Below are 23,955 nucleotides of genomic sequence, written 5' to 3'. Positions count from 1 at the left end.
TCCTTTAGTGCGAGTTCGCACCCTGTGCAGCAACCTGTGCCACAAATGCATCAATCCCTTTTTGCGCCCCTTGACGGATCGCTTCAAAACGTGCCTGATCGGTAATAATCGCATTCGGTTCAATCACAAAATCATACATCCCGTGCGATGAATACGGGACTGTTTTCTCATTCGTGATGCGATCAATGTGCAGTACAACCGTCGTACGGTAGGTAATAACATAACCGTTTGTATCATACCGCAGAGGGATAAACTGAACGGAGGCTATGGCAATTTTCAAATGGGTTTTTGCTGAATTTTTGGGAACCAGCGCGGTTCTAAATTTCGTAATCACCGCAGTATCAACCGCATCTTTGATAATCACCGTATTTTGCGGATCTTCCATGGAAACGACCACTTCGGTACTGATACTCTCACCCATAACACCCTTTGCAAAATGGCTTGCAGGCTGATAACCGCATCCGGCAAAGAAAATCAATGCAGTGAGGCTCAGTATCCAGTGTTTCATGAAATCACCCTTTTATCACGAGATTGACAAGCTTGCCGGGAATCACGATCGCTTTTATGATCTCTTTGTCCTCAATCCATTTCTCTACGGAAGCTTTTGCCGTCTCGATGATCGCTTCTTGAGACTCATGAACTCCCACTTCGATCGTAGCGCGGTTTTTTCCGTTGATCGAAACACCGAGACTCAGCGCTTCCACTTCAAACACCTCTTCTCGAACGACTTGAGGACCGAAATTTTTCCCGCCAAAAAGTTCAGATGACAGTTCCCAGCACAGATGCGGAACGATCGGTTCTAAGATCGACGTCAAAATCCAATACCCTTCCGTCCATACCTCCGTATTCTTTTGCTCACCCAACGCATTCATTGCTTCCATAACACCGGCGATCATCGTGTTGAAAGTATGGCGCTCAGTGTAAACCTCTTGAGCACGTTTGAGTGCTTCGTACACTTTTTTACGCGCCCCTTTTTCCTCTTTAGAGAGAAGTGCAGCGTCGATAACCGGAATAGTATCGGTTTTTCGAACATACTGTGATCGATCGGCAAACCGTTTCAAAAATCGGAATGCCCCTTCAACCGCACTGTCGTTCCACTCCAGTTCTTGGGTCGGAGGAGCGGCAAACAAGATAAACAGACGTGCCGTATCGGCGCCGTATTTCTCCACCAATGCGCCCGGATCGACCGTATTGCCTTTGGACTTGGACATTTTCGCACCGTCTTTGAGAACCATCCCTTGAGTCAGCAAATGTTCAAACGGCTCATCGCTGTTGACATAACCCAAATCGCGGAGCATTTTCGTAAAGAACCGTGCGTAGAGCAGATGCAAGATCGCGTGTTCGATCCCACCGATGTAATGATCCACTCCCATCCAGTAATCAAGCGCTTGTTTATCAAATACCTCTTTGTAATCATTCGGAACCGTATAACGGAGAAAATACCAAGATGACTGGATAAAGGTATCCATCGTATCGGTTTCGCGGATGGCTGGTTTGCCGCATTTTGGACACGCACAATGCTTCCACGTCGGATGGTGTTCGAGCGGATTCCCCTCCCCGTTGATAACGACGTCTTCAGGAAGTGCTACCGGAAGATTTGCTTTATCTTCCGGAACAATCCCGCAGCTGTCGCAGTGAATCAATGGGATCGGAGCACCCCAGTAGCGCTGACGGCTGATTCCCCAGTCTTTAAGACGAAAATTGACCACTTTTTTCCCGAGTTTCTCGTTCTCGAAATGATCCATAATCGCCGCTTTTGCCGTGACATTGTCCAATCCGCTAAACTGCCCACTCTCATGCAGCGTTCCCGTTTCGGTATAGGCGCATCCGTGTGGAAGTTCCCCCTCACTCGGGAAAATAACCGCTTTGATCGGAAGATCGTATTTGGTTGCAAACTCATAGTCGCGATCATCATGGGCAGGAACTGCCATGACCGCACCGGAGCCGTAGTCGGTGAGGACGAAATTGGCGACCCATACAGGAACTTTTGCCCCCGTGAGCGGATGGATGACATTGATCCCCAGAGATACCCCCTCTTTCGGGCTGGTGGCGCGATCACGTGCGCTGACCCGCTGCATTGCTTTAATCGCATCGCTTGTCGCTTGATCGAGTAAACCGAACGAGAGCATATGGCGGACAATCTCATGCTCTGGGGCTAACGCCGCATAGCTCACCCCGTAAATCGTGTCAGGACGGGTCGTGAATACGTCAAAACTTTGGTACACTGCACCGAGACGTGCTTCGCTCTCCTCATCCAGTTTAAACGCGAACTCCAAACCGTACGACTTTCCGATCCAGTTCTCCTGCATCGTCAAAACCTGTTTCGGCCATTTCCCCTCAAGGGTTTTAAGCGATTCGAGGAGCTCTTCGGCGTAATCGCTAATTTTCAGATAATACTGATACATCTCTTTTTGGACAATCTCGGTTCCGCATCTCCAGCATCCGCCATCTACGACCTGCTCGTTCGCTAAAACCGTCAAATCATGCGGACACCAGTTCAAAAACCCTTGTTTTCGGTACAACATCCCTTTATTGAACATGTCGATGATAAAACCCTGCTCAAACGCTGTGTATTCAGGATTGGACGTTGCAAACTCACGATCTTCCGAAAAGGAAAGCCCCAAGCCGGCAAGTTCACCGCGCATTGTCGCGATGTTCTCGTACGTCCATTTTTTCGGATGGATACCGTGTTTGATCGCCGCGTTCTCTGCCGGCATCCCGAAGCTGTCCCATCCGATCGGGTGGAGGACATTAAATCCCTGTTGACGATAGTATCGGGCAAACGCATCACCGATCGTATAGTTACGGACGTGCCCCATGTGGATACGCCCCGATGGGTAAGGAAACATACTTAAAACATATTTTTTGGGTTTGGAAAAATCAGCTGAGGGTTCGTACGCTTTGGTTGCACTCCAAGTCTTTTGCCACTTGGCTTCAATCGATGCGGGGGTATAATTCAAAAAAAACTCCTAATCAGTAGTAAACGCTTTTTCTGCAAAAGCATAAGGCTTCTCTCATCGAGAAGCCTACTCGTAATTCTCTTTGGCTTTGGCACTCTCGATAAAGACCATTCCGATCGAAAAGAGATTCGCAATCAATGCACCGATAGCCAATGAGATCGCCCATCCTTGATTTCCGACCACTTCCATGTAAATAAAGGCAGGGATCAAATGCAAATCCGCAACCAACGATGCAGCCAGAAGCTCTGCCGCTAGAAGATTACGAACACCCAATTTTAAAATCGTTGAAATCAGATTCAAACTGGCTGCAATAAACAACATTATCGAGGTATGATCGTATAAAAATGCCGCTGTCGAGGTTAAACTCATCAGCGTGAAAAAAACATAAATTACCTTGCCCCAATCCATTCTTTGCTCCTTTAAACGATACCCTGCTCAAATTGTGCACGCATTTTCTCTTTTTCGACTGCACGTGCCGCTTTCTCTGAGAGTTTAGCACGATACGTTTTAAGATTAAACCCTAATATTTCCAACAACGGTGATGCAACGAAAATAGAACTGTAGGTTCCTACTATCACCCCAACGAGCAAAGTATACGCAAAGGTATGAATGATTTCACCGCCAAATACAAAAAGTGTAATAAGAACAATGAACACAGTCAAAGATGTCAAAACCGTTCGCGAAAGAGTACGCGTGACCGAATCATCGATAATATCATTAACCGTTTTTGCGGAAGAGTCACTAATCTCTTCTCGAATACGGTCAAATACAATGATCGTATCATTGATCGAATATCCTAAGATAGTCAGCAATGCGGCAATAACATCAAGATTTACATCCAATCCCGCAAGTGAAATAGCCCCGACGGCAATCGTTAAATCGTGCGCTAACGCCAAAACCGAAGCAACCGCAAAGCGCCATTCAAAGCGGAAAGCGACATAAATCAAAATACCGATGATCGCAAATGTAAGGGCCATAATCCCTTTTTCACGAAGTTCACTACCTACTTTTGCTCCGACGATATCAACACGACGTATCTCAAATTTTCCCGTTCCGGCAAGCTGTTCTCGTGTAATGTCACCGATATCTTTGGTGACGCTCTCTGAACTGTTTTTAAGACGGATCACGACCTCATCGGGTGAGCCGAATTCATTAATACTCGAACCCTCAAAAATAGCGCTTTTAGAAAGCTTTTGGCGCATCACATCGATGGGTGCAGCCCCTTCGTATTTCACTTGAATAATCGTACCACCGGCAAAATCGATCCCGAAATTAAGCCCTTTGGTAAAAATCAGAAATAACGATGCAATCACAAGCAATGATGAAATTCCCATTGCCAGTTTTGATTTTCCCATGAGCCCTATAGGTTTGCTATATCGAAACAGTTCCATCACTTACTCCGTTTCACGCCAAACCATTTGGCAGTATCTTTGGATTTTTCGATCCGATCTTGTAACATCAAATAAATTCCGTGTGTACCTAAAATAGCCGTCAACATAGACGCTAAAATCCCGATACTGATGGTAATCGCGAACCCTTTAATCGCACCTGTTCCATATACGTACAATGCAACAGCCGCAATTAATGTCGTCACATTCGAATCGGTAATCGCGCGCATCGCATTTTCATACCCCACCTCAATCGCACGTTTGACCGAAGAGCCTTCCGCCAAGATTTCACGTATCCGTTCATTGATAATAACGTTCGAATCGACTGCCATACCAACCGTAAGGACGATCCCCGCCATACCCGGCAGCGTTAATGTCGCACCAAACAGTGCCATAACCGCAACAATCAGTAAAATATTGACTAAAAGGGCGATATTGGCAATCACTCCCGCACGTCGATAATAAACCATCATAAACAATACGACGAGCCCAAAACCCGATATCAATGCAACCATACTTGCTTTAATACTATCAGCTCCCAAACTTGGCCCAACAGAGCGTTTTTCCATCATATAGATCGGAGCGAGCAATGCACCTGATCGAAGGGCTATGGCCAAATCGTTCGCTTCAGCCGTTGTATAGTTACCGCTGATTTGACCGCTTCCTCCACCGATACGTTCGTTGATCACAGGAGCTGAATAAACCTTGCCATCCAATACGATCGCAAGACGTTTACCGACACTTTTACCGGTAAAATCACCAAAAATCTGCGCCCCTTGAGCATTCAAAGAGAAATTGATGACCGGACGGTTGTTTTGATCGTATCCGACCTGCGCATCGGTCAGCATCGTACCATCTAAAATCGGGATCTCGTTGACCAGATGTTTAACATTCGGTTGCAATGCATCTTCGAGAATTTTATCCCCATAACTAAGCGCTTCACCCTCACTCATTTCGTTAACGCGCATTGAACGGTCTTCATCCACCGCCATGAGTTCGAGTTTGGCTGCGCGGGAGATCAATTCACGGGCACGCTGTTCCTCTTCGGGAGTTTTAATCCCAGGAAGCTCTACGAGGATTTTATCGATCCCTTGTTTTGCTACCGTCGGTTCCGCCAGTCCAAACTGATCAAGACGGTTACGGATTGTCTCGATTGCCTGATCGACCGCCTGAAGTTTCAATTTTTCAACTGCTGCTGGGGTCAGAGATACACTGTATTTCCCTTCAGTTGCATGAACAACCGTCCCTTCAATCGTTTTGAGCTGTTCATCCATAACAGTTGCATCATCACTATCGAGAAGTTCAAATACGACTTTATCTTCTCCCGCACTCAACCCCTCGATGAGGATATCATTACGCTCGGTAAAATGTTTGATTCCCGAAGCAATCGATTTGATTTGGGAATTAACCGCTTCTTCAGTTTTGACCCCCAAAAGCATATGTAATCCGCCCTGCAAGTCAAGCCCCAGCGTAATCTTTTTTCCTTCACTGCTTTGAGTAAATGAGGGAATTGAAAATACGAGACCGAATACAGTAGCGATAATCAGTAAAACAACACGGTAATTAAGCTTCATCCTCGTACTTTCTGGCTACTGCATCTTTGACGAGGCGCCCTTCGGTTTCGTTGTTCATTTTAATCGTGAAATAGGTATCTTCGACTTTTTTAATCTCAACGATCAATCCGCCGGTTGTGATAATTTTATCCCCTTTAGCGAGGGTTTCAACCATCTCTTTGTGTTTTTTAGCCTGTTGGTTTTGGGGACGAATGATCACGAAATACATAATAGCGATCAAAAAGACAAAAGGGAGAATTTGAGAAACAATTTCCATGGGTATCCTTGGGTTATGTGAAATTGGGGCATTATACTGAAATGTGGCTAACAACGGTATAATTACTCTATGAAATATCGATATACACCCTTTATGGAACTCTTTCTCGCCCCGTTGCTCATCGCCTTTTTTTTCTCTGCATTTATCTATTGGGAACATTTTGGTTTCACTTCCAAAGCGCTTAACACGTTTTCAGGATTGATTGCCCTCTATGCTCTTTTGCATGCCCCGAAGCGTACCGTTCTCATAAGCGGCTTTTGGATCGGGTTGCTGTGGTGCTACTGGATCGGATTTAGTTTTCAGTATTATGGGCTCGGATGGGCTGTATGGCTAGTCGCTCTGGGTTTCGGAATCGTCTATGCCCTCTATTATGGAGTAATGGCCCTCACCGCCAATGCTCTGATTCGCGCCGCACTCCTCTTTGGTCTTACCTATGTTTGGCCCATGGATTTTAACTGGATGCAGCCGGAACTTATTTTTGTCGAAAGTTACATCGGCATCCACAAATGGCAATTTGCTCTCGTCTTGTTCGCCCTCGCCTCCACCGCAATATTTTCCGGAGCTAAAAAGCTGCTTCCGCTGGTGCTGTTGGTCGGAGCGATCCAGACCTCCTATGTCATCCCCCCCCTTCCCAACCTAAAAATCAAACTCGTCTCCACCGATATTTCGCAAGATTTTAAATGGCAGAGCGAACGGCTCAATCAAACGATTCAAGAAAATTTTGATGCCATTGATGAGGCGATTGCACACAATTATGATCTCGTTATCCTCCCCGAAGCGGCATTTCCTCTCTACATGAACCACTACGGTGAAATTTCTGATGCGCTTCGCGAACGTTCCCAATATATTTCCATTCTTACCGGAACACTTCATGAAGAGAACGGTTTGAACTACAATGTCGCTTATCTCTATGATCACGGCAATGTCACCATCGCTAAAAAAACGATTCTCGTCCCCTTCGGTGAATATATCCCTCTCCCTGAATTTTTGCGTGGATGGGTCAATCGGACAATTTTCGGCGGAGGATCCGATTTTGTTACGGCCGAAAAACCGACCGACTTTACGGTTAAAGGGGTAGCATTTCGAAATGCTATCTGTTACGAAGCGACACGCAAAGAGCTTTATACCCCTGATGTTCGCTATATGATCGCCATCAGCAACAACGGATGGTTTAAACCCTCTATTGAGCCGACATTCCAAAAACTATTGATACGGTTTTATGCTCGGCAAAATAGTACAGTTGTTTTTCATGCGACAAATGGCGGAGGAAACGGTATCGTTTATTAATATAAAGAGAGAAGTATCAAAAGCCTTTCGGCCCTTGATATTTAGTGGCGGACGTTAAGTTTGTTTTTGTTGATGGCTTCGATGACGGCTGTAATATGTTTCATTTTGGCCTCTTCGTCATCCATGTTGTGGATCGCATCGAGGTTAAAGTGTTGCAATTTAGTATCAAGATACCCCGTATCGAGTTCACCTTTGATAAAGTGCTCATCACGAACGATTTGACGGTGAAGTGGGATATTCGTCGGAACACCCTCGATCAAGAACTCATCTAATGCACGACGTGCCTTACGAACAACATCTTCCCATGTCAATGCCCATACGATTAGTTTTCCAACCATTGAATCGTAGTTTGACGGGATTTGATAGTTGGTGTACGCCATAGAGTCCAAACGTACTCCCGGACCACCCGGCGCAAGATAGTTGGTGATAAGACCCGGTGATGGGACAAAGCCCATTTTAGGGTTTTCAGCATTGATACGGAACTCAATCGCGTATCCGCGAAGTTTAATCTCTTCTTGCAAGAATTTGAGTTGATCACCCTCAGCGATTTGGATCATACGTTGAATCAAATCGATTCCGGAGATCGCTTCGGTAACCGGATGTTCCACTTGAACACGGGTATTCATCTCGATGAAATAGATATTGTCATCTTGGTCAACCAGATATTCGATGGTTCCGACACTCTCATATCCGAGTTTGAACATCGCTTTGGTCGAGATGCGGTAAAGTTCACGGCGTGTCGCTTCGTTCAATAACGGTGAGGGAGCGATTTCGATCACTTTTTGGTGACGACGTTGGATCGAGCAGTCACGGTCTCCGAGGTGAACAACGTTGCCGTATTTGTCCGCAACAATTTGAATCTCGATGTGGCGAGGGTTTTTGAGATATTTTTCAATAAATACTTCACCGCGGCTAAAGAAGCGCAATGCCTCTTTCGTAGCTGAATCGTACATCTCTTTAAAATCTTCGGCTTTCTCAACGATACGCATACCGCGTCCGCCGCCACCGAATGCCGCTTTGATGATAATCGGGAATCCGATATCGCTTGCGATTTTTTCCGCATCATCAATGTTATCGATCGGCTCATCGGTACCCGGAAGCATCGGTACACCGACGGCACGCATCGCTACTTTCGACGCCATTTTATCCCCGAAAAGGGCGATATGTTCAGGTTTCGGTCCGATGAATATAATGTTGTTATCGACACATGCTTGAGCGAACTCAGCGCTCTCGGATAGAAATCCGTAACCCGGATGGATCGCATCACAGTCGGCTTTTTTCGCCAACGAGATAATGCGGTCATAATCAAGATACGCGGCGATTGGATCACCCATGATCGGATAACATTCGTCAGCTTTACGAACCCAAACACCATTAACGTCGGCTTCTGAAAATACAACGACACTTTTAATCCCTAACTCTTTACAGGCTCGAATAATACGAAGTGCGATTTCGCCACGGTTCGCAATCAATACTTTGCTGATCTTTTTCGTTTGCACAGTTCCCTCATTTGAACATCTTTGAGTGGTTTAGCTCCGCTAGCCTCTCGAAAGATACCCGATATCTTGATTTAAAAATGAAATTATAGGATAAAACCGCTGTTTATGCAAAACTTTTATCCTCACCCAAATCATTTAAAATATAAAAGTGCAATTATATGTATCCATACTTATTTACTAATGATTATTGAATTTTTGAAAATTTGCTATTATAATGGTCAAAAAAACAGGGATACTTTAATGAAGATAGCGGCGAATATCACGGAACTGATCGGCAATACCCCTTTGGTACGCCTTAATGCCCCTTCGATAGCGGTTGGAGCTACCATTTTAGGAAAGTGTGAATTCATGAACCCTACCAGTTCGGTTAAAGACCGTATCGGGTTCAATATGATTAAAACGGCAATGGAAGAGGGGCGCATCAATGCCGATACCCTCATCATCGAGCCCACCAGCGGTAATACGGGTATTGCATTGGCTTCTATCTGCGCCGCATTGGGATTAAACCTCACCCTCACGATGCCTGAATCAATGTCAATCGAGCGACGGAACCTCCTCAAAGCGCTCGGAGCGAATCTCGTCCTTACCCCTGCGGCATCCGGAATGAAAGGGGCAATCGATCACGCCAATGCGCTGGTCGCATCAACCCCCAATGCCATCGTTTTACAGCAATTTGACAACCCCGCCAACCCCGCCATCCACCGTATAACCACGGCTCAGGAGATTTTGCGGGATACGGATGGAAACATCGATATTTTTGTTGCTGCCGTCGGCACGGGAGGAACGATCACCGGAACGGGAGAAGCACTCAGAGCCGCGTTGCCTAATGTTCAGATTATTGCCGTGGAGCCCAAAGACTCCGCCGTCCTCTCCGGGGGAAAACCGGGGCCCCATAAAATTCAGGGGATCGGTGCCGGATTTGTCCCCGATGTGCTCAATACGACCTTGTATAACGAGGTTATCACTGTCACTAACGAAGAGGCAATTGCAGCATCCAAAGCTCTCGCAAAAACGGAAGGGCTCCTTGTGGGGATCTCCGCGGGGGCGAATCTCCATGCCGCCATGCTCGTCGCATCCCGTCCCGAAAATCAAGGTAAAACCATTGTTACGATTCTATGCGATACGGCTGAGCGTTACCTCAGTACCCCTCTTTTTGAAGCGTAAATGCTCTTAGAGACTCTTCGCTGCGAAAACGGTTCCCTTGTACACCTCTCTTATCACCAAGAGCGTCTGGAAAAATCGCTTCGGTTGTTACAGATTGAGAAAAGCTATGATTTGCGCGCGCTTGTTATTCCACCCGCTGCGGGTATCTATCGATGCCGTTTTCTTTACAATGCGGATAGTTATGCGATCGAATTCCACCCTTACACTCCGAAAACGATTACCTCCCTCAAACTGGTCACCGCCGATTCACTCGATTATGCTCTCAAATATTCAGATCGAGAGAATTTAAACCATTTGTTTGATCAGCGTGGAATGTGTGACGATGTACTCATCGTTAAAAATGGTCTCCTAACCGATACGACGATCGCCAATATTGCATTACAGATTGAGGGTAAATGGCTCACTCCTAATGCTCCCCTGCTGATGGGTACCACCCGTACACGTTTACTCAAAGAGGGATTTCTTACCCCTGCATCACTGCACATCGACGATATAGCCAAAGCGACCAAGATTGCCATCATGAATGCAATGCTAGGCTTTATTGAAGTCCAAAATGGTATAATAAAATAATTTTAAAACACAGGTCTGCCGTTATGCTATTCGATATTATTAAAAGCTCTTCATTTGCCAGGTTAATGGAAAATCATGTTCGCGATATGCTCATTTATCTTTTTGAAAACGACCAGAATTTCGGTATCTTATGTAAAATAGATCACGTTACCTTTGATCCCCCTCTTCCGCAGCATTTGAGTGAAGAGTTTCGTGCGATGACTCTCTTTTTTTTAGCGGGATACACCTTTGAGAGTGCCCGGATCGATCATGATATTTTAATCTTTGAAGCGGGATTCGGGCAAGAGAACATTGGCAGTTTTGTCTCTGTTCCGTTACTCTCTGTCGTACAAATCATCATCGATGACACCCCGGCATTTGTCAATCTTGCACTCCCACAAGAGCAGCATCCTGTTGTCAATATTCAAAAAAATGAAGGGGTTCAGAATTCGATGAGCGCATTACTGGCGAATCCCGAAAATCAGAAGTTCTTGAAGAAAAAATAATAATTTTGAAGTGAAGTTAAAAGATTAAAGCGCGGTTTACTGCGCGTGGGCTTCCCGCCGAGGGAAATACAAAGTTGTCTAGCTATAGGGGCTTTTGCTCCTATAGCGTTACAGTTTTAATCCAAGTAGATACGTAACCACATTATCGATAAACGCATCGTGCTTGCGCTCTTTGCTGTAGGCGATGTAAAATTTGCGTTTGATTTTGTAATTTTTAATCCGCGCCTCAAACAATTTCCCTTCTTCTACCTCATCACTGATAACATGGCGAGAGATAACCGAGACAACGGGGCGTGCCGCATCTTTGGGTGAACGCATCAACGTCTCTTTAATCGCCGTCGAACTGGCAACTACACCGATTACACTAAAGCTTGAGCACTCGACACCGATCTCTTCAAAGACTTCCGAGGTCAGTTTTCGGGTATGGGAGTTTTCATCACGGCAAATCCAGTCAAACTTATAAAGATCTTCTTTGCGAAGCTGTTTCGGAATCGGCTGGTTTGAGAAAACAACCAATTCATCCTCTTCCCACTCACGATAAATCAAACCGTCTCTAAAAACAGGAGATTCGATAAGGGCGATATCAATCTTTTTATCGATCAACTGGTCAATAATGTCGTCTGAAAATGCCACACGGATATGGACTTCGTTATTGATTTTCTCTTTGAGTTGCCCCAAATACGAAGGGAGAACATAGTTTCCGATCGCATACGAAGCACCCACGATAAACGTGAACTCTTTGTTGATGATTTTGAGAAGCTCTTTTTCACTCGATTGAATGGCTTTTTCAAGCTTAGTCGCGATTCGGAAAAGGTCTTCCCCCTCCTTAGTCAGCTTGATCCCGTTTTTTTTACGTTCAACAACGCGCGTATCAAGATAATCCTCGATAAATTTGATCTGTTGCGTCACCGCAGGCTGAGAAATACCGAGTTTTGCCGATGCTTTAGAAAAACTTTTCTCTCGAACTACTGTCAGAAACGTCATGAGTTTGGCAAAATCTTTTAACATAATAATTCCTATAAGCTGAATGAATAGCAGTATTATAACTCGTTATTATAACCAATGCAAGAGTTTACCCTCAAAATTTATCTCATTTTGTCAATAGAATTTAAAAAACAGAAAACTTGGGCTATAATAAATTAACTATATATTACGAGCAGGGCAAAAACGGTATGGATGAAATTCTCTCAAATCTCAATGAGGCACAGCGCAGTGCGGTCGAACGAATTGACGGCCCTTTGCTCATTTTAGCGGGTGCGGGAAGCGGAAAAACCAAAACCATTACAACCCGCCTTGCCTATCTTCTCGATCAGGTGGGGATACCCGCCGGCAATACCCTAACCCTCACCTTTACCAACAAAGCCGCCAAAGAGATGCGCGAGCGGGCAATGGGGCTGATTACACAAAATTCTTATCCCCCGTTGCTCTGCACCTTTCACAAATTCGGCCTCCTCTTTTTAAAGTTCCACATCCATTTGCTCGGACGTGCCAATAATTTTGTCGTGATCGATACCGACGATAAAAAAAAGATTATCAAAAAAATCAATGCCGATCTCCCCACTGCCCTGATTGCCAGTGAGATTTCCCGGTATAAAAATTCTCTGATCGATCCGGCGGAAGCCTACGCCCAAGCGGAACTTACCAACTACAAACATATCGCCAAAACCTACGAAGAATACGAAGCCTACCTTCTTAAAAATAATCTCGTCGATTTTGACGACCTGCTGTGCCTGACCTATAAATTACTCGATGAACATCCCGATTTATGTGCCCAAACCTCAGAAAAATACCGCTACATCATGATCGATGAGTACCAAGACACCAATGAGCTTCAACTCAGACTTCTTCAAAAGCTTTGTACCACCCATAACAACCTCTGCGTTGTCGGAGATGACGATCAGAGCATCTACGGGTGGCGGGGTGCCCATGTCCGCAATATTCTCGAGTTCGATCAGGATTTTGCCGATGCCATGGTCGTCAAACTCGAGCACAATTACCGTTCCACCCAACCGATTCTCACCGTCGCCAATGCCCTGATAGAACATAACCGTTCCCGTCTGGGTAAAACCCTTATCGCAACCAAAGCAGGAGGGGATGAAGTCCAAACGATCACTTCCAATGATGAGAGCGAAGAGTCCCAAAAGATTGCCAAAGCAATCAAGACACTGATCACCCAAGGGGTCCGCCCTAACGAAATTGCCGTACTCTATCGGATCAATGCGCTGAGCCGATCTCTCGAAGAGGGACTTAACCGCGCCGGAGTCGCTTACAAACTCGTCGGAGGATTGCGCTTTTACGACCGTGCCGAGATCAAAGATTTGATCAGCTACCTCCGTGTCATCACCAACATTCATGATAATTTCTCCCTAAAAAGAATTATCAACAAACCCAAACGGGGTCTCGGAAAAGCGACCATCGATAAAATTGAGCTCTCCTCCATCGAAGCGGAAAAATCGATGTTTGAATATATCTCAACCCGAAGCGATAGTGAACTAGAATCGCTGGTACGGAAAAAAAGTGCCGGAGAATTGCGTGATTTTGTTGCGGAAATTCTCGAACTTCGTCGTGTTTCCGAAGAGGCCATTTACCGTTTCATCGATCTGCTCGAAGAACGATTCAAGATCAAAGAGACCCTCAAAGGGCTCCCCGATGAAGCGGAGAAAATTGCCAATATCGATGAGTTTTATGGCCTCTTCCGCGATTACGTCAAACAAAATCCCGAGGCTTCACTGCCAGAGTTTCTTAACGATATTACCTTGCAAAGTGAACAAGATCAAGTGGAAGGGGAGAGCATCTACATCATGAGCATCCATGCATCCAAAGGGCTGGAGTTTGAACACCTCTTCGTCATCGGGATGGAAGAGGGATTTTTGCCCCTCATCGGAGACGGCAGCGATCTGGAGGAGGAGAGACGTCTAGGATACGTCGCCATTACCCGTGCCAAAAGCAACCTCACCCTTTCCAATGTCAACAGCCGCTTTTACAAAGGGCGTCGTACCGATCTGCAAAAATCCCGTTTCATCAACGAAGCGGGATTGTGCGAGGGGTCATTAATCCTAGAGAAAAACACCTCCTACAAAAAAGGGGATTTGGTTCGCCATAAAATCTTCGGTGCCGGGCGCGTCGAAGGGGTGAGCAAATCGGGGCGTGAATTTAAACTTAGCATTAACTTCGGCGGCAACAAGCGGGATATTCTTGCCTCATTTGTCGAAAAGCTCTAATCGTTATGAATCGTCTTTTCGTTGCCTATAAACCTTCCGGTCTTAGCTCTAACCAGCTTTTAGGACAGCTCAAGCGGCGTTATAAAGTCAAAAAAGCAGGCTATTCCGGAACGTTGGACCCGTTTGCAAAAGGGGTCTTGATTATCGCATTCGGAAATCACGGACGCCTCTTTCGCTTTTTAAACAAAACCCCAAAACGGTACCGCGCTACGTTATGGCTGGGAGCGTATTCTGCAACACTTGATATCGAAAAAATCGAAACCGTTTCCGATACGCGGCCTGTGGAAATCGAGAAAATTGAATCTATCCTCCGCTCGCTCACCGGAACTTTGACCTACCTCCCCCCTAAATACAGTGCGAAACGGATCGAAGGACGCAGAGCCTACGAATTTGCCCGTGAGGGGAAAGAGGTCGATTTACGGGAGATCACCTCTACCATTTATGATCTCACCCTGATCCACTATTCCCATCCCTTTATTACCTTTGAAGCGACGGTATCGGAGGGGACCTACATCCGCTCTTTGGGAGAGATGATTGCCAACCGTCTCGGGGTTGATGGTGCGCTAAGCGCGCTTGAAAGGCTCAACGAAGGGCAATTTGTCTATGAGAATGAAAAAGAACTTGACATTAAAGCCTCTCTCTCAATACCTAAAAACCGCTATAATGGCACATCACAAACGATTCTCCTAGGACAACCGCTAATGCGAGAAGATTTTGATCTTCAAGAAGATGGAACCTACTGGATCGACAACGGCGATACGATCTCTATTCTAGAGATAACCCCCGAGGGTGTCCGTTATATTCTCAATAAGGTTGAAGCATGCTGATTCTCTCCCGCAGACCCGAAGAATCGATCATTATCGCCGATACAATCACCGTCAAAGTCGTCTCAATCGACAAAGGGGTGGTAAAATTGGGGATCGATGCACCCCATAATATTCGGGTATTGCGTAGTGAATTGGTCCGCGCGGTTGAGGATTCAAACAAAGAAGCATCCACTGAGCATGATGCATCCCTGCTCCAACAACTGGTTCAAAAACTCAAATTATGATCCGTTACCGCGCCTACGCCAAAGTCAATATTTTTCTTAAAATCACCGGGATGCGGGGAGAATACCACACCCTGAGTTCCCGTTTTATGCGGGTACAAAATCTCTTTGATACCCTCTGGTTTGAGCCCAAATCGACACCTGAATTTGAGATTCGGGGAAATTTTGACTGTGAGGTTCATTCCAATACCATTTACAAAGCGTACAAACACCTCCAAGCCTCTACACATTCGGATAAACTCGCATTATTTATGGAAACGCATGCGGTGTGTGTCGATAAGCAAATCCCCTCTTTTGCCGGTCTCGGCGGCGGAAGTTCCGATGCGGCAACCTTTTTACGTATGTGTAATGAAGAGTTGGAGTTGGGGCGAAGTGTTGAAGAACTCGCCGACATCGGCGCGAGAGTAGGAGCCGACGTCCCCTTCTTCGTCTATGGGTATGAGAGTGCCAATGTCAGTGGCATCGGTGAGATCGTTGAGCGCTACATTGAACCATTGATCGATTTTGAGGTCGTTACCCCCGATATCCAAATCAGCACCCCAGCGATCTACCGCTACTACCGTGAACATCTCTATGCACCGATCAGTGCCAAAGATGCAGAGAAGCTCGAGAATACCCCTTCAATGGAAATTTTGAGAACCATGACACCCAAAGTGGCAAACGATCTCTATCCCTCCGCACTGGGATGCTACAGCGAACTTTCCGAAAAAAAGGGGTGGTTTTTCTCCGGCAGCGGAAGCAGTTTTTTTAGAATTAAGGAAAATATCCATGGGTGAAAATATAGCCACCAATAAAAAAGCCTTTTTTGACTACCACATCGAAGAGAAGTTCGAAGCGGGCCTCGTCCTTAAAGGATCGGAAGTCAAAGCTCTTCGTGCAGGACGTGTCAATCTCAAAGACGGATTTATCAAAATCGTTCGCGGGGAAGCGTTCCTTTTTAACGTCCATATCGGCGTTCTGGATACAACCCACCATTTTTATACCCACGAAGAACGGGGAAGCCGTAAACTGCTCCTCCATAAAAAGCAGATTGACAAAATGTTCAAAGCCGTAGAAAAGGAAGGGTTTACTCTCGTCCCTCTGAGTATCTATTTCAATGATCGTAATCTCGTCAAAATGCAAGTCGCAATCGCCAAAGGGAAAAAACTCTATGACAAGCGGGAAGATTTAAAAGAGAAAAGTCTCAAAAGAGATATGGAGCGGGCGCTCAAAGGAGAATAACGATGGTACAGCTGCATGAGCTTCATCTCAAAGATCTTCAAAACCCTATCCACCCTTCAATGTACGAAGTGTATGGAGAATATCAGATTTTGATTCTCAGATTGCCTGAATTATGGGAAGGAAAAGCCAATATTCTCGCATTACGTTCAAAAGAATTTTGGAAAACCAAAGGGAGATTTTACTCCTATCCCTTTGTTATTGTGGGAGAAGATGTCTCTTATTACGATAGAAAACAAGGAAAGTTTATCCATTTTGATAATGGGTTCAAAGAGCTTTATCTATTTCTGGACGAAAAAATAGATGCTTATATGGAAGATATTGAAATTGCCCATGATAAAATCGCTTTTATCGAAGAGAGCCTCTATAAAAAACAATCCTTTAATCCCATGGACCGATGGCATATCCTCAAAAAAGAGCTCTCGCGTACCGAGCGAGTTATCATCAAAGCCGTAGATGTCTTCGATCGTTTTGTAACCAAACACAGTTTTTCGGAAAGTAATCTTATCAATGAATTCAATGATTTACACGAACATCTGGAACGGACACTCCGATCAACGATCGCTGCCAACACGCAGCTCGATGATATTTATCGCTATCACAATATCCAAACCAATGACCGCCTCAATCGCAGTATTTATCTCCTCACAATTATATCTGTCATTTTTCTACCACTCAACCTTGTCGTAGGCTTTTTCGGGATGAATACAGGGGGATTACCCTTTCAGCACACCTACGGAACTCTGGATGCTTTTGTCGCGATGATAGTATTTGCGGCATTACTGACAGGGGCTGTGTTATGGAAAATAAAAAAAGAGTGATTTCAAAAAAGAAGAGTGAAAAAAGGGTGCCGCAAGAAGAGTGCGGCAGGGAGATTATTTGCGGCGGATTTCTTTAATACGCGCTGCTTTACCAGCAAGATCACGAAGATAGAACAATTTCGCACGACGTACACGGCCACGGCGAAGAACTTCGATTTTCTCGAGGCTGTCACTGTAGATAGGGAATACGCGCTCGATACCGATACCGTTTGCACCGATTTTACGAACAGTGATAGTACGGCCTGTACCTTCACCGCGGATAGAGATACAGATACCCTCATAATTTTGAACACGTGACTTGTCGCCTTCCGTAATAGTTACGGCCAAACGAAGAGTATCACCCGCACGGAACTCAGGGATGTTTTTACTAGCGATTTGCGCTTGTTCGAAGCTTGCAATGTACTTATTTTTCATAAGATGTCCTTATTTTATGCTTTTGAAGCTGCTCCGGCCTGAAATATTTTGTTTTGCATTCAGACAGAGACGATTTTAGTGCACGAATTTTACTGTGATTTCCCTTTAAGTATTCTGATGGAACACTCATATTCTCATAGACAGGGGGTTTTCCGAATGAAGGAGCTTCCAAGAGTGGCGTTTCGAAACTCTCATACTCCAGCGATTCGCTGTTTCCCAAAACACCTTCGATGTTTCGGACGATTGCATCGGTCATTACCAATGAGGGGAGTTCTCCTCCCGTCAAGACATAATCACCGATACTGAAGACTTCGTCACCAAAGCGTTCAACCACCCTCTCATCGATCCCTTCATACCGCCCGCTGACAAAAACCACATGGGACTTCGTTGCGAGCCGTTTGGCATCGTTTTGGGTAAATTGTTTCCCGACGGGTGCAACAAAAATGATATGCGCTTCATCACCCAGCGTTTGAAGGGTATCAAACAGTGGCTGCGGTGTCATCACCATCCCAGCCCCTCCGCCTGCGGCGGTGTCATCCACTTTATGATGTTTCGAAATACTAAAATCTCTTGGGTTGAGATAAGAGACGGAAAATTTTCCCGATTCAATACCCCGTTTTAGGATAGAGTCTTGGAAATACCCCTCGATCAGATTGGAGAAGATCGTCACATACGTAAAACGCATTACGACGCTTCCAGCAGATCCAATCCGCCCTCTACGGTTATTACTTTAGAGGTTGCATCAGTATTTAAAACAAAACGATCGATATAAGGGATCAAAAAGGTCGCACTAAGCCCTTTTGAAACAAATGACGGATCCGTTGTCACCAAAAGATAATCCAACGGCCCAATTCTCTCAATCTCCTGCACTTTTCCTAGAACTGTCTCACCTTCAATAACACTGGAACCGAGAAGATCAAACCAAAAAAACTCACCCGCACTTAGTTTGCATCGCTCACGCGTTGCTTCAAAGGTGGTAAAAAGTTTTGCATTGGTCAGAGCTTTGGCGGCTTCAGGAGTATCGATCCCCTTTAGATGAACCAGTTCACGATCGGGGTTGTAAGAAGAGAGGGTGATTTCTTTCCCATTTTCAAGAATAAAAGAGGCATTGGGACGAAACTGCTCAGGAAAGTCGGTAGAGAGATTGAGCTTCATATCCCCTTTTAAGCCGACAACTCGGCCTAAAGTGGCAACATGAAGCAAATCCGGCGAGGGTGAATTACGAAAGCGGTTCGACATTGATTCGATAACTTTTTCCGTCTTTGGCTTTGCAACCGGAAATGACGGTTTTGATCGCACCGATCATTTTGCCCTCTTTTCCGATTAGCTTGCCCACATCCGCTTGATTAGCGTACAAAACGATTTCGGTCACTTCGTCGCCTTCATTAGACTCTACCCGAATCTCTTCGGGATAAGACGCTATTAACTTAGCAAAACCTGCGACGAAGTCCGCAACCATCATTATTTACCGGTAATTTTTTTAACGCGGTCTGACATTTGAGCACCGACGCTCAACCAGTAGTTTAGACGCTCTTCATCTACTTTGGTAGTGATAGGGTCTGTCATAGGGTTGTAATACCCGATCAATTCGATCCAACCGCCGTCGCGACGTTTGCGACTATCGGTTACCGCGATACGGTAGAAAGGTTGTTTTTTGCGACCCATACGGGTTAAACGGATGACTGTTGCCATTGTGTGTCCTTTAAATGTTTTTTTGCACCAAGAAGCTTAAAAGAGTGTTTTACCCACAAAAGTAAAAGAAAAACGTCTAAGCTGCTTCAAATGCTAAAGATTGAACTCATAGAGTACACTCTTTAGCATTTTACATGTGCAAAGTTAACGCGGTAAACGCGCACCTTGCATTTGACCCATCATGCTCTGAAGGTCTTTCATCCCCTGTTTACCGGAGAACCGCTTTGCCATTTTAGAGGCATTTTTAAACTGCTTCAAGATACGGTTAACTTCGATAACGTCCAAGCCGCATCCTTTGGCCAAACGGGCCTTTCGGCTGTTGTTCAACAACTCAGGATCTTCGCGCTCTTTCACCGTCATCGAGGAAACCAATGCTTTGATCTGTTTGAGCTGCGTCGAGTTTTCCAAATCGAAATCTTTAAGCGCTGAAGCCATGCCACCCATACCCGGAATCATCCCCATAATGGATTTCATACTCCCCATTTTTTTGAGACTTTCCATCTGCTCCAAGAAGTCGTTAAAGTTGAACTCCCCTTTTTTGATCTTTTTGGTAAGGACTTTCGCCCGTTTCTCATCAATAACCGATGCGGTACGTTCAGCAAGACCTTCGATATCCCCAAGCCCCATAAGACGGTTTACGATACGATCCGGGAGGAAGATTTCAAGATCTTCCATCTTCTCACCCGCACCGATAAAGCGAAGCGGTACTTGGATTTGAGAGGCGATACCTAGAGCAACGCCCCCTTTGGAATCCCCATCGTATTTGGTGAGAATCACTCCGTCAATGCCAATTTTCTCGTTAAAAGTCCCTGCCGTTCGAACAGCATCCTGACCCGATAGTGAGTCGGCAACATAGAAAATTTCATGCGGATTGGCAACGGCTTTGACTTCCGCCAATTCCCCCATGAGTTCATCATCAATTGCCAAACGTCCAGCCGTATCGATGAGTACTACATCAACGAGCACTTTTTTCGCGTGTTCGAGTGCCGATTTAACAACTTCAACCGGATTTTTACTTGCATCATCCGCATAAAGTTCAACATCAATAGCACCGCACACTTGGCGAAGCTGCTCGACTGCCGCAAGACGCTGTAAGTCTGCCGCTACGACTAAAACACGTTTTTTCTGTCGTGTTTTAAGCCAATTTGCAAGCTTACCGGTCGTCGTCGTTTTACCCGAACCTTGCAAACCGGTCATCAAGATAACGGTCGGAGATACCGGAGCGTAAACAAATCCTGATTTGCCTTTGACATCTAAAAGAGCATACAAAGATTTACGGAGTGCATCGAGGAATTGATCTTTCCCGATACCGCTTTGTTTCGTTTGGAGCTCAACCGAATCGATTAGGTCTTTAACGACTTTGTGGTTCACATCGGCTTTTAGAAGGGCTTTTTTAAGCTCACCAAGTGCCTTGGTTAACGCCTTTTCATCATCATGAAAACGGATTTTGCGTATTGCTGATGTAAACGATTCGGTTAGTGTATCGAACACTTTAGCTCCTAAATGCTTTGGGTACAGGGTATAAAAAGTTTCGAATTATACTTAATTTTTTCTTCAATAACTCTTTATTCTTTTCTTGTCACCAAGAAAAAAAGTCTGTTTCTAAATCCTGTCCCAAAAATACACCTAGAGCAAGGTCGCTTGCCGTAGGGCAAAAGCGTACCGCCAGCGTTCTATTTTTGGGACGCTTTTCTTTTCGTTCTTTTCTTTTCTAAATAAGAAAAGGACAGAAGAACATTAACTCCCGAAATGCCCGAATACTTTCGGCTCCGGGGCTTCAAACGTTTGCCCCAACAACGTCACTTTTTTCGCATGAAGCATGACCCGCTTCGACTGTCGTCCGCCGTAGCTTTCATCGCCGATAATCGGATGCTGGGCATATTTCATATGCGCACGGATTTGGTGCGTTCTTCCGTGATGGATGATGAGCTGGATTTTGGTCTTTTTCCCCGATACTTCCAGCGGTGTCACTTCGGTAATCGCGGGTTTACCCTTTTTGGCAACCTTCGTATAGGCTTTATTCCCTTTTTTCTCGGTAATGAGAGGCTGATCGATTACAAACGGTTCGGTTACCAATCCCTCTACCCATGCCACGTACTCTTTGTAAACATTGTCTTTTTTAAATTCACTGATCGCTTTGAGACGGAACTCTTCATTCTTCACCAGCATCAACACACCGCTCGTTTCGCGATCCAGACGGTGCAAAAGTTGCGCCCCTTTAAACTGTCGTTCAATCTCATCAGAGTTGACGAATGCCGGTTTATCGACAACAATCAAATCGTCATTTTCAAAAATCGGACGTACTTTTTCCACTTTTTGGACGATAAAAATCGTTTTAGGACTGATTTCACCCCGTGCGATCATCACCTTGTTGTTTCCGACATAAACCAAACCGCGATCAATCAGCGATTTGGCCTCAGAGTTGGATATTCCCTCTTGCTCCGCTAGGAGCTTATACGCTTTTGGTTTTTCCATTTTATTTCTCCGTTAAATAATCTAATACTTTTTGCAGATCAACACTTCCATTGATCTGCGAAGGGGGCAATGTTTCCGCATGTTTCAATGCTTCCGCAATGCCCTCCAATGACGTAAACTGTACATGGGAGATGTATTTAAACAACTCCCGCTGTAAAAATATTTGCTCTCCACTAATAATCTTGCATCCGAATCTCGCTGGTTCGAGCGGATTATGGCCGCCGATGGGCTCATATGCTCCGCCCAGTATTGCCACGTCGCTGATCGCATAAAAGTTGTTCAGCTCCCCCATCGCATCAATCAGGATAATATCTGCCTCCAGCGTTTGGGATTCACTCCATCGATCCATGCTCATCGCCGGTGCCGTTTTCAAAATCAATTCACCTACTTTGGCAAACCGTTCGGGGTGCCGGGGAACGACAAGAAGTTTGGCAGAGGGATTATATTCACGATAGGCGATAAACCCTCGCAAAATTCCCTCCTCTTCCCCCTCATGGGTACTGGCGGCTACAATGATCGTTCCCTGTGGCTTCGAGTACTGCGCAGTCGCTTCGATCTTTTGGGCAAGCTTGATATTCCCGACTACTTCGACATTACGGGCACCTAAGGCGATAAAGCGGACCAAGTCATCAGTGCTTTGGCAAAAAATACGGTCGCACTGAGCCAAAAGGATGCGATAAAACCACCGCATGCGGTAATACTTCGGAAAACTCCGATCGCTGATACGGGCATTAAGGGCAACAACCCGCCCCCCGCGAGTACGTGCAAGACGAAACAGCAGATACCAAAACTCCGCTTCCAAAATAACGACCGTTTTAGGACGCTCGATCCAAAACCACAGCCATATTTCATAGGGGAGATAGCGCACCTGTGCCGCATACTTGGACGCCGCTTCATACCCCGTGTGGGTAATGACACTGATCGCAACCCTTTTGCCTTTCAATCTCTCCACAATGGGAGCAATCGCTTTCGCTTCCCCCAATGAGCAGACATGAAACCATATGTCATGCGGTTGAAAGGGAGGATTTTTAATTCCAAAAAATCGTGCCGGTATCGAAGCGTGATATTTTTTCTTGAACGAAAAGAGGATTAAAAGGGGAAAGGCTACGACGTAAAAAACCGTCGCAACCAAAGTATAAAAAAGGTCGAACGCTACGTTACGCACCGATAGCGTCAGAAGTCGGTTCTAAAAATAAGATACGACCGCAGTGTGGGCACATTGTGATCTCTTCGCCTTTGATAACATCCGAATACACTTTGTCACTGATTGCCATGTAGCATCCCATGCACGCTTGGTTGCGGACCGGTACAGCGGTGGTATTTTTGGCCCAGCGACGAATTTTTTGGTAAAACGACAGCCCTTTTTGGTTCATCGTCCCAACCAAAGCTTCTTTACGTCCGAACACTTCTTTACGTTCTTCATCGATGCGTGCCAATTTGACATCCACATCGGCTTTAACGGTAGAAAGGGTCCCTTCAATTTCGTGAGCTTTCGTTTCGAGTTCATCGATTTTGCCCTGTTTGTGATCGATCAGTTTTTCCAAACGTTCAATCTCTTCGTTGGCAAAACTGACTTGCTCTTTTGCGATCTCTTCTTCGAGTTGAAGCGATTTCATTTCACGTTCTGTTTTCACTTCACCGCTTTTGCGGCTATTCTCTTCAAGTTTTGCAGAGAGTTCGGCAAGGTGGAGCTCATTTTTGTGCTTTTTGAGCTGTTCGTCTTTGATCTCTTGGTTAAGAGCGTTGATTTCATTGATAATACCGTTTTTAGTTGCCAAAAGGGCATCATACTGAAGATTGGCTTCTTCAATTTGCGGTTCAAATGCGTCGATCTCTTTGTCAACCATTGAGAGTTCGATCAATTGTTCAAGGTGTTTGTTCAT

The 23,955-nt window shown here is 45.4% G+C and carries 27 protein-coding genes; 10 read left to right on the top strand and 17 right to left on the bottom strand.

Annotated features, from left to right (window positions below; genetic code table 11):
• Positions 1–4: 4 nt before the first annotated feature.
• The 6 genes from lptE to yajC form a co-directional block, all read right to left on the bottom strand.
• Positions 5–508, bottom strand: coding sequence for an LPS assembly lipoprotein LptE (gene lptE / locus WB308_RS03040; protein ID WP_424188863.1), 504 nt, complete (start codon positions 506–508; stop codon positions 5–7).
• A 4-nt stretch (positions 509–512) separates the two neighbouring features.
• The gene (gene leuS / locus WB308_RS03035; RefSeq protein ID WP_424188861.1) at positions 513–2,960 is read right to left on the bottom strand and encodes a leucine--tRNA ligase; all 2,448 of its coding nucleotides are present in this window, start codon (positions 2,958–2,960) and stop codon (positions 513–515) included.
• Between the two features lie 66 nt (positions 2,961–3,026).
• Positions 3,027–3,368 carry a DUF6394 family protein gene (locus WB308_RS03030; protein ID WP_424188859.1) on the bottom strand — a complete coding sequence of 114 codons (342 nt, stop codon included), beginning with the start codon at positions 3,366–3,368 and terminating at the stop codon, positions 3,027–3,029.
• 11 nt (positions 3,369–3,379) lie between these two features.
• The gene (gene secF / locus WB308_RS03025) at positions 3,380–4,351 is read right to left on the bottom strand and encodes a protein translocase subunit SecF (RefSeq protein WP_424188857.1); all 972 of its coding nucleotides are present in this window, start codon (positions 4,349–4,351) and stop codon (positions 3,380–3,382) included.
• Positions 4,351–5,922, bottom strand: a complete 1,572-nt coding sequence (gene secD / locus WB308_RS03020) for a protein translocase subunit SecD (RefSeq protein ID WP_424188855.1) — start codon at positions 5,920–5,922, stop codon at positions 4,351–4,353. The genes secF and secD overlap by 1 nt, the downstream gene beginning before the upstream one ends.
• A complete protein-coding gene (gene yajC, locus WB308_RS03015; RefSeq protein WP_424188853.1) occupies positions 5,912–6,178 on the bottom strand; it encodes a preprotein translocase subunit YajC in 267 nt (88 codons plus the stop codon). Before yajC ends, secD begins: the two co-directional genes overlap by 11 nt.
• Before the next feature lie 69 nt (positions 6,179–6,247).
• On the opposite strand from yajC, the gene WB308_RS03010 reads away from it, so the two are divergent.
• Positions 6,248–7,465 (top strand): apolipoprotein N-acyltransferase, encoded by a 1,218-nt coding sequence (locus WB308_RS03010; RefSeq protein WP_424188851.1) that lies wholly within the window; start codon positions 6,248–6,250, stop codon positions 7,463–7,465.
• A 41-nt stretch (positions 7,466–7,506) separates the two neighbouring features.
• On the opposite strand, the gene WB308_RS03005 is transcribed toward WB308_RS03010, so the two are convergent.
• Positions 7,507–8,964 (bottom strand): acetyl-CoA carboxylase biotin carboxylase subunit, encoded by a 1,458-nt coding sequence (locus WB308_RS03005; protein WP_424188849.1) that lies wholly within the window; start codon positions 8,962–8,964, stop codon positions 7,507–7,509.
• Between the two features lie 240 nt (positions 8,965–9,204).
• On the opposite strand from WB308_RS03005, the gene cysK reads away from it, so the two are divergent.
• The 3 genes from cysK to WB308_RS02990 all read left to right on the top strand — a co-directional run bounded on the left by cysK (position 9,205) and on the right by WB308_RS02990 (position 11,183).
• Positions 9,205–10,128 carry a cysteine synthase A gene (gene cysK, locus WB308_RS03000; RefSeq protein WP_424188847.1) on the top strand — a complete coding sequence of 308 codons (924 nt, stop codon included), beginning with the start codon at positions 9,205–9,207 and terminating at the stop codon, positions 10,126–10,128.
• Positions 10,129–10,698 (top strand): aminotransferase class IV, encoded by a 570-nt coding sequence (locus tag WB308_RS02995; protein ID WP_424188845.1) that lies wholly within the window; start codon positions 10,129–10,131, stop codon positions 10,696–10,698. It abuts the gene before it with no gap.
• 65 nt (positions 10,699–10,763) lie between these two features.
• Positions 10,764–11,183, top strand: coding sequence for a hypothetical protein (locus tag WB308_RS02990; RefSeq protein WP_424188843.1), 420 nt, complete (start codon positions 10,764–10,766; stop codon positions 11,181–11,183).
• 108 nt (positions 11,184–11,291) lie between these two features.
• On the opposite strand, the gene WB308_RS02985 is transcribed toward WB308_RS02990, so the two are convergent.
• Positions 11,292–12,191 (bottom strand): LysR substrate-binding domain-containing protein, encoded by a 900-nt coding sequence (locus WB308_RS02985; protein ID WP_424188841.1) that lies wholly within the window; start codon positions 12,189–12,191, stop codon positions 11,292–11,294.
• A 164-nt stretch (positions 12,192–12,355) separates the two neighbouring features.
• Here WB308_RS02985 and WB308_RS02980 point away from each other — a divergent pair, with 164 nt between their 5' ends.
• Genes WB308_RS02980 through WB308_RS02955 form a run of 6 tightly spaced genes read left to right on the top strand, consistent with a single transcriptional unit; the run spans position 12,356 to position 17,491 of the window.
• Positions 12,356–14,404, top strand: coding sequence for an ATP-dependent helicase (locus WB308_RS02980; RefSeq protein WP_424188839.1), 2,049 nt, complete (start codon positions 12,356–12,358; stop codon positions 14,402–14,404).
• A gap of 5 nt (positions 14,405–14,409) precedes the next feature.
• Entirely contained in the window at positions 14,410–15,231 is an 822-nt protein-coding gene (truB, locus tag WB308_RS02975; RefSeq protein ID WP_424188837.1) for a tRNA pseudouridine(55) synthase TruB, read from the top strand.
• Positions 15,225–15,455 (top strand): carbon storage regulator CsrA, encoded by a 231-nt coding sequence (gene csrA / locus WB308_RS02970; RefSeq protein WP_424188835.1) that lies wholly within the window; start codon positions 15,225–15,227, stop codon positions 15,453–15,455. Before truB ends, csrA begins: the two co-directional genes overlap by 7 nt.
• A complete protein-coding gene (locus WB308_RS02965) occupies positions 15,452–16,228 on the top strand; it encodes a 4-(cytidine 5'-diphospho)-2-C-methyl-D-erythritol kinase (RefSeq protein WP_424188833.1) in 777 nt (258 codons plus the stop codon). Before csrA ends, WB308_RS02965 begins: the two co-directional genes overlap by 4 nt.
• A complete protein-coding gene (gene smpB, locus WB308_RS02960) occupies positions 16,221–16,673 on the top strand; it encodes an SsrA-binding protein SmpB (RefSeq protein WP_424188831.1) in 453 nt (150 codons plus the stop codon). The genes WB308_RS02965 and smpB overlap by 8 nt, the downstream gene beginning before the upstream one ends.
• A 2-nt stretch (positions 16,674–16,675) precedes the next feature.
• The gene (locus WB308_RS02955) at positions 16,676–17,491 is read left to right on the top strand and encodes a CorA family divalent cation transporter (protein WP_424188829.1); all 816 of its coding nucleotides are present in this window, start codon (positions 16,676–16,678) and stop codon (positions 17,489–17,491) included.
• Between the two features lie 54 nt (positions 17,492–17,545).
• Here WB308_RS02955 and rplS read toward each other — a convergent pair whose 3' ends face one another.
• The 9 genes from rplS to WB308_RS02910 form a co-directional block, all read right to left on the bottom strand.
• Positions 17,546–17,905 (bottom strand): 50S ribosomal protein L19, encoded by a 360-nt coding sequence (gene rplS, locus WB308_RS02950; RefSeq protein ID WP_424188827.1) that lies wholly within the window; start codon positions 17,903–17,905, stop codon positions 17,546–17,548.
• Positions 17,895–18,590 carry a tRNA (guanosine(37)-N1)-methyltransferase TrmD gene (gene trmD, locus WB308_RS02945; RefSeq protein ID WP_424188825.1) on the bottom strand — a complete coding sequence of 232 codons (696 nt, stop codon included), beginning with the start codon at positions 18,588–18,590 and terminating at the stop codon, positions 17,895–17,897. The genes rplS and trmD overlap by 11 nt, the downstream gene beginning before the upstream one ends.
• Positions 18,590–19,144, bottom strand: coding sequence for a ribosome maturation factor RimM (rimM, locus tag WB308_RS02940; protein WP_424188823.1), 555 nt, complete (start codon positions 19,142–19,144; stop codon positions 18,590–18,592). Before rimM ends, trmD begins: the two co-directional genes overlap by 1 nt.
• On the bottom strand, positions 19,125–19,364 hold the full coding sequence (locus WB308_RS02935; protein ID WP_294894857.1) for a KH domain-containing protein: 240 nt from the start codon (positions 19,362–19,364) through the stop codon (positions 19,125–19,127). The genes rimM and WB308_RS02935 overlap by 20 nt, the downstream gene beginning before the upstream one ends.
• A 2-nt stretch (positions 19,365–19,366) precedes the next feature.
• A complete protein-coding gene (gene rpsP / locus WB308_RS02930; protein ID WP_013459360.1) occupies positions 19,367–19,597 on the bottom strand; it encodes a 30S ribosomal protein S16 in 231 nt (76 codons plus the stop codon).
• A gap of 144 nt (positions 19,598–19,741) precedes the next feature.
• Positions 19,742–21,088, bottom strand: coding sequence for a signal recognition particle protein (ffh, locus tag WB308_RS02925; protein ID WP_424188820.1), 1,347 nt, complete (start codon positions 21,086–21,088; stop codon positions 19,742–19,744).
• Between the two features lie 246 nt (positions 21,089–21,334).
• Positions 21,335–22,072: an RluA family pseudouridine synthase gene (locus tag WB308_RS02920; protein WP_424188818.1), complete on the bottom strand. Its 738-nt coding sequence runs from the start codon at positions 22,070–22,072 to the stop codon at positions 21,335–21,337.
• Position 22,073: 1 nt separating this feature from the next.
• The gene (waaA, locus tag WB308_RS02915) at positions 22,074–23,237 is read right to left on the bottom strand and encodes a lipid IV(A) 3-deoxy-D-manno-octulosonic acid transferase (protein ID WP_424188816.1); all 1,164 of its coding nucleotides are present in this window, start codon (positions 23,235–23,237) and stop codon (positions 22,074–22,076) included.
• Positions 23,230–23,955 (bottom strand): zinc ribbon domain-containing protein, encoded by a 726-nt coding sequence (locus WB308_RS02910; RefSeq protein WP_424188814.1) that lies wholly within the window; start codon positions 23,953–23,955, stop codon positions 23,230–23,232. The genes waaA and WB308_RS02910 overlap by 8 nt, the downstream gene beginning before the upstream one ends.

This window comes from Sulfuricurvum sp., from assembly GCF_049587615.1.
GTDB lineage: Bacteria > Campylobacterota > Campylobacteria > Campylobacterales > Sulfurimonadaceae > Sulfuricurvum.
The sequence above is the reverse complement of the archived record's forward strand: the minus strand, read 5'-3'. Positions and strand labels throughout refer to the sequence as shown.

Excerpts from the sequence above, each read along its gene's own strand:
- WB308_RS02980 (WP_424188839.1), top strand. The coding sequence starts at position 12,356 with ATGGATGAAATTCTCTCAAATCTCAATGAGGCACAGCGCAGTGCGGTC.
- WB308_RS02990 (WP_424188843.1), top strand. The coding sequence starts at position 10,764 with ATGGAAAATCATGTTCGCGATATGCTCATTTATCTTTTTGAAAACGAC.
- rplS (WP_424188827.1), bottom strand. The coding sequence starts at position 17,905 with ATGAAAAATAAGTACATTGCAAGCTTCGAACAAGCGCAAATCGCTAGT.
- csrA (WP_424188835.1), top strand. The coding sequence starts at position 15,225 with ATGCTGATTCTCTCCCGCAGACCCGAAGAATCGATCATTATCGCCGAT.
- WB308_RS02965 (WP_424188833.1), top strand. The coding sequence starts at position 15,452 with ATGATCCGTTACCGCGCCTACGCCAAAGTCAATATTTTTCTTAAAATC.
- yajC (WP_424188853.1), bottom strand. The coding sequence starts at position 6,178 with ATGGAAATTGTTTCTCAAATTCTCCCTTTTGTCTTTTTGATCGCTATT.
- rpsP (WP_013459360.1), bottom strand. The coding sequence starts at position 19,597 with ATGGCAACAGTCATCCGTTTAACCCGTATGGGTCGCAAAAAACAACCT.
- smpB (WP_424188831.1), top strand. The coding sequence starts at position 16,221 with ATGGGTGAAAATATAGCCACCAATAAAAAAGCCTTTTTTGACTACCAC.
- WB308_RS03010 (WP_424188851.1), top strand. The coding sequence starts at position 6,248 with ATGAAATATCGATATACACCCTTTATGGAACTCTTTCTCGCCCCGTTG.
- trmD (WP_424188825.1), bottom strand. The coding sequence starts at position 18,590 with ATGCGTTTTACGTATGTGACGATCTTCTCCAATCTGATCGAGGGGTAT.
- WB308_RS02985 (WP_424188841.1), bottom strand. The coding sequence starts at position 12,191 with ATGTTAAAAGATTTTGCCAAACTCATGACGTTTCTGACAGTAGTTCGA.
- WB308_RS02955 (WP_424188829.1), top strand. The coding sequence starts at position 16,676 with ATGGTACAGCTGCATGAGCTTCATCTCAAAGATCTTCAAAACCCTATC.
- WB308_RS02920 (WP_424188818.1), bottom strand. The coding sequence starts at position 22,072 with ATGGAAAAACCAAAAGCGTATAAGCTCCTAGCGGAGCAAGAGGGAATA.
- cysK (WP_424188847.1), top strand. The coding sequence starts at position 9,205 with ATGAAGATAGCGGCGAATATCACGGAACTGATCGGCAATACCCCTTTG.
- lptE (WP_424188863.1), bottom strand. The coding sequence starts at position 508 with ATGAAACACTGGATACTGAGCCTCACTGCATTGATTTTCTTTGCCGGA.
- WB308_RS02935 (WP_294894857.1), bottom strand. The coding sequence starts at position 19,364 with ATGGTTGCGGACTTCGTCGCAGGTTTTGCTAAGTTAATAGCGTCTTAT.
- secD (WP_424188855.1), bottom strand. The coding sequence starts at position 5,922 with ATGAAGCTTAATTACCGTGTTGTTTTACTGATTATCGCTACTGTATTC.
- truB (WP_424188837.1), top strand. The coding sequence starts at position 14,410 with ATGAATCGTCTTTTCGTTGCCTATAAACCTTCCGGTCTTAGCTCTAAC.
- WB308_RS02910 (WP_424188814.1), bottom strand. The coding sequence starts at position 23,955 with ATGAACAAACACCTTGAACAATTGATCGAACTCTCAATGGTTGACAAA.
- WB308_RS02995 (WP_424188845.1), top strand. The coding sequence starts at position 10,129 with ATGCTCTTAGAGACTCTTCGCTGCGAAAACGGTTCCCTTGTACACCTC.
- rimM (WP_424188823.1), bottom strand. The coding sequence starts at position 19,144 with ATGTCGAACCGCTTTCGTAATTCACCCTCGCCGGATTTGCTTCATGTT.
- secF (WP_424188857.1), bottom strand. The coding sequence starts at position 4,351 with ATGGAACTGTTTCGATATAGCAAACCTATAGGGCTCATGGGAAAATCA.
- WB308_RS03030 (WP_424188859.1), bottom strand. The coding sequence starts at position 3,368 with ATGGATTGGGGCAAGGTAATTTATGTTTTTTTCACGCTGATGAGTTTA.